This window comes from Treponema sp. R8-4-B8, from assembly GCF_054786175.1.
This window is the reverse complement of the sequence record NZ_BDHE01000039.1, coordinates 1-4114: the sequence shown is the minus strand read 5'-3', so window position 1 is coordinate 4114 and position 4114 is coordinate 1. Positions and strand designations below refer to the sequence as shown.

Annotated in this window: 3 protein-coding genes; 2 read left to right on the top strand and 1 reads right to left on the bottom strand. The window is 42.0% G+C overall.

What is annotated here, in order from left to right:
* Nucleotides 1-324 precede the first annotated feature (324 nt).
* Nucleotides 325-3039 (bottom strand): magnesium-translocating P-type ATPase, encoded by a 2715-nt coding sequence (gene mgtA / locus ACYVRA_RS05735; protein WP_461251791.1) that lies wholly within the window; start codon nt 3037-3039, stop codon nt 325-327.
* A 189-nt stretch (nt 3040-3228) separates the two neighbouring features.
* On the opposite strand from mgtA, the gene ACYVRA_RS05730 reads away from it, so the two are divergent.
* Together ACYVRA_RS05730 and ACYVRA_RS05725 are read left to right on the top strand one after the other, a co-directional pair.
* On the top strand, nt 3229-3423 hold the full coding sequence (locus tag ACYVRA_RS05730) for a hypothetical protein (RefSeq protein ID WP_461251790.1): 195 nt from the start codon (nt 3229-3231) through the stop codon (nt 3421-3423).
* Nucleotides 3424-3696, top strand: a complete 273-nt coding sequence (locus tag ACYVRA_RS05725) for a type II toxin-antitoxin system YafQ family toxin (RefSeq protein WP_461251789.1) — start codon at nt 3424-3426, stop codon at nt 3694-3696. It begins immediately after the preceding gene.
* The last annotated feature ends 418 nt before the right edge of the window (nt 3697-4114 follow it).

The following is a 4114-nucleotide window of genomic DNA, read 5'->3' as shown; positions in this document are numbered from 1 at the left end:
AAAATGTTTATGAGGGCTAGAAGATGTATGCCGAATAAAATTCTTGAGTACAGGCGGGCAGGCTGCGTGCGATGTAAAAACATCTTGCGGGCGTTCCCCGCCGGAGAGACTTTGGAATAAAACAAAGAAAATTCAGAGAAAAAACGTTCGGCGACGTACCATAGATAAAGCTTTCTAACCACCGCTGTTTAGTCGCCGAAAGGCTCGTAGGCGGACTCTTACGAAGTTTTTACAGCGTGCGCAGCCTGCCCGCCTGTACTAAATAAATTCCTTGGGCATACATCGTGTAACAGTTACGCACTGTATCTGTAAATAAAAGCCGTATTACAATAACTCCTTGTATATCCACACAAATATTTTCTTCATCACAGTAGCCAATACCATATACGCAAGGATAGTACAAATCAACCAGGGGAAATATATAAACGGCAGAGGGGTCATGTCCAATTGTTTTCCAAGCCATGTGTAAGGAATAATTGTTCCAACGGCAATACCCAATGTTGTAAGCAATCCAAGTTGCCATGAAGCTCGGCTGTGGAGGAATGGTATTTTCGGAGTTCGAATCATGTGAATAACCAAGGTCTGCGACCATAGCGATTCTACAAACCAGCCTGTATGGAAAAGAGCCATAAATAAAACTTGCGCGTCAGGGTCTAATGACGCCCAGGGGCCTCCGGTAACAAAAGGGCATATATAGAAGAACATTAAAAGATATGTTGTTATATCAAATACGGAACTTGTCGGCCCTATCCATAACATAAAATGGCTTATGCTTGTCGCGTCCCATTTTCTCGGCCTGCGTAAAAATTCAATATCAACATTGTCCCAGGGAATGGCAATGCAGGAAATGTCATAGATTAAATTGAGAACAAGTATTTGAATAGGCAGCATGGGCAGGAACGGCAGAAAAGCCGATGCTGTCAAAACAGAGAACATATTGCCAAAATTGGAGCTTGCGGTCATTTTAATATACTTGATTGTGTTGGCGTAAGTTTTTCTGCCTTCTACCACGCCTTCTTGCAATACCATCAAGTCTTTTTCCAAAAGAATGATGTTAGCTGATTCTTTCGCGATATCAACGGCGGTATCTACGGATATGCCGACATCAGCCGCTTTCATGGCTGTCGCGTCATTTATTCCGTCGCCCATAAAGCCGACTGTATGCTTGTTTTTTCGCAAAGTCGTAACAATTCGGGCTTTTTGGTTAGGTGAAAGTTTAGCGAAAATATCGGTTTCTTCTACCGCTTTTGCCAGAGCTTCATCGCTCATTGCTTCAATTTGTGAGCCTATCAAAATATGTTTTATATCTAAGCCGACGTTTTTGCATACCGTTACCGTTACCGCGTCATTGTCGCCTGTTAGCACTTTCACCCTAACGCCGAATTCGTTCAGGGCTTTGATTGCCGCTCTGGCGCTGTCTTTGGGAGGATCAAGGAAGGCAAGATAACCAACAAAGATCATATCGTTTTCATCAGCGACAGAAAGAGCAGTGCTGTTGTTATTGAGAGGCTTACGCGCAAGCCCCAATACCCTCATTCCCTTTTCATTAAGATCATAGCACATGTCGATAATCTTTTTGCGCGTATCGTCGCATAACGGGGATGTGTCATCGCCTTTCTCGGCTTTTGTCGATATTGACAGCATTTCTTCAATTGCACCCTTAGTGATAAGTTCAATTTGACCGTTTCTGTCTTCTACGGCAACGCTCATACGGCGGCGGTTAAAATCAAAGGGGATTTCATCAAACTTTTTATAATCATTCCATAGATCAATCAGGTTTTTCTCGCGGGCGTGTTCAATGATAGAAATATCCATCAGGTTTTTTAATCCTGTTTGATAATGGCTGTTTAAAAAACCACGGCGAAGCACGTCAACACATTCATTGCCGTCAATATCCAGATGATATTCAAGAATAACTTTGTCCTGCGTGATTGTTCCGGTTTTATCGGTACAAAGCACGTCCATCGCTCCAAAGTTTTGAATCGAATTCAAATCTTTGACAATAACGCGCTTTTTCGACATTGACACGGCGCCTTTGGCAAGGTTAGCTGAAACTATCATTGGAAGCATTTCCGGCGTAAGGCCTACCGCCACCGACAGAGCAAAGAGGAACGCGTCAAGCCAGTCTCCTTTTGTAAAACCATTTACCAGTAAAACTATCGGAACCATAATCAACATAAAACGGATAAGTACCCATGAAACTGAATTAACGCCTAACTCAAAACTTGTTGGCGGAGCTTTTTTCTGAAGCTGTTCCGCGATAGTGCCGAGTATTGTATCATCTCCAACGCTCATAACTACCGCTATAGCCGAACCGGATATTACGTTAGTCCCCATGAACGCAAGATTTTTCAGTTCCAGCGGATTGTTTCCAATATCAGTAACAGGAGCGGAAAATTTCTCTACAGGCTCGCTTTCGCCGGTAAGGGCTGACTGGCTGATAAACAAATCTTTGGCTTGAATTATACGAACATCAGCGGGAACCATGTCCCCGGCGGCAAGGTAAACAACATCCCCCACGACAATTTCATCCATTGGAATTTCTTTTTTTTCAGAATATGTATAATCTGATTCTTTATTCTTGAATTTCCGCGCCGCGCAAACAGTAGTTCTAACCATCTCGGTTAAATTTTTTGCAGCGTTGTTACTTCGCACTTCCTGAATAAACCGCAGAAACCCTGATATTGTAACCATTGCCATAATGATGATAACTGCCGTATAGTCGGAATCGCCAGGCGGCGTTAAAATAACGTCCGTAAAAAATGATACTGCGGCTAAAACCATAAGGACGATGGTAAAAGGATTGATAAAAGCGGTTACAAACCGTCTAAGCATGGAAGTTTCGTTTTGTTTTGTAATTTTATTTTCACCGTATTCATCGCGTTTTTCGTCAACATAATCTTCATCGTAGCCGTCTATGGTGTTTTCGTACTGAATAAGAAGGGTATTTCCGTCTTTGGCGGCAGCCCGCAAAAGCCGTTTTTTTGCCCTATCCGCCGAGGTAGTAACGGTTTTTGTCTGCGTGTTTTTCTTGCTCATTTTGTATCTCCTCTATTATAAATCATTTTAAAATGAAAACGGATACTAATGAAATGTCAAATGATTTTATATATTTATATTTTATTGTTTTTTATTAATAAGTGTCAAGCGGACAAACCGCAAGCAACTGTTACATATCCCACTTGATGTTTTGCCATAAAAAAGGTATATTAATGTAAAGGAACTTTTATGAGCGAAGTGAACAAAACCAAACCCGATAAAGATTGTATTTATGGAGAAAATTGCCCTCTTCATGCCGAAAATCCGCCCTTTAATTCTAAAGTGCTTGCCGCTATAGAAGAAAGCAAGGCTATGATGAAGGGCGATATTTTTGCGGATTGGTACTATTCTTTTAAAGAAGCTAAAGAAGATCTGGGTATTTAAGTGCCGCAATTTACCTTTACCGACCAATTTACAGAAAGCCTCGAGTCGCTGAAAAAGCGCGGTAAAGACATGGACAAAATTTCCGGAATAATGACGCTTCTTATTTGGGAAGAGCCATTGGATGATATTTGTGAGGAGTACAGGCTAGATGGAGACCTTGAAGCGTTTTGGGAATGTCATATAGAAGACGACTGGATTTTACTCTATCAGTTGGGAGAGTACAATATATCCTTTGTTTATACCGGGACACATTCTGATTTTTTTGAGAGTTGAGATATGTGTACCGTACTTTTACACGATGTATGCCCAAAGAAATTAATAGCGAAAAATATTATCACTCTATATAAAAGCCGGACATACGCAAAGCCCTTCCAGTGATTAGTGGCGTGAGGATGGAAAGATGTATACCCAAAGAATTTATTTAGTACAGGCGGGCAGGCTGCGCACGCTGTAAAAACTTCGTAAGAATCCGCCTCGCACTGGCGGCCACCTAAAGGCGGCCTTGCTTTTATTGGGGACTGTGGCATTTTTTGGTGCTCTCAGCGTGTAGCATTATTGATCTACACGGCTACGCCGTGCGTTTATTTGGCTGTGAGCCTTTCGGCGACTAAACAGCGGTGGGTAGAAAGCTTTATCTAGGGTGCGTCGCCGAACATTTTTCTCTGAATTTTCTTTGTTTTCTCCCCAAGTC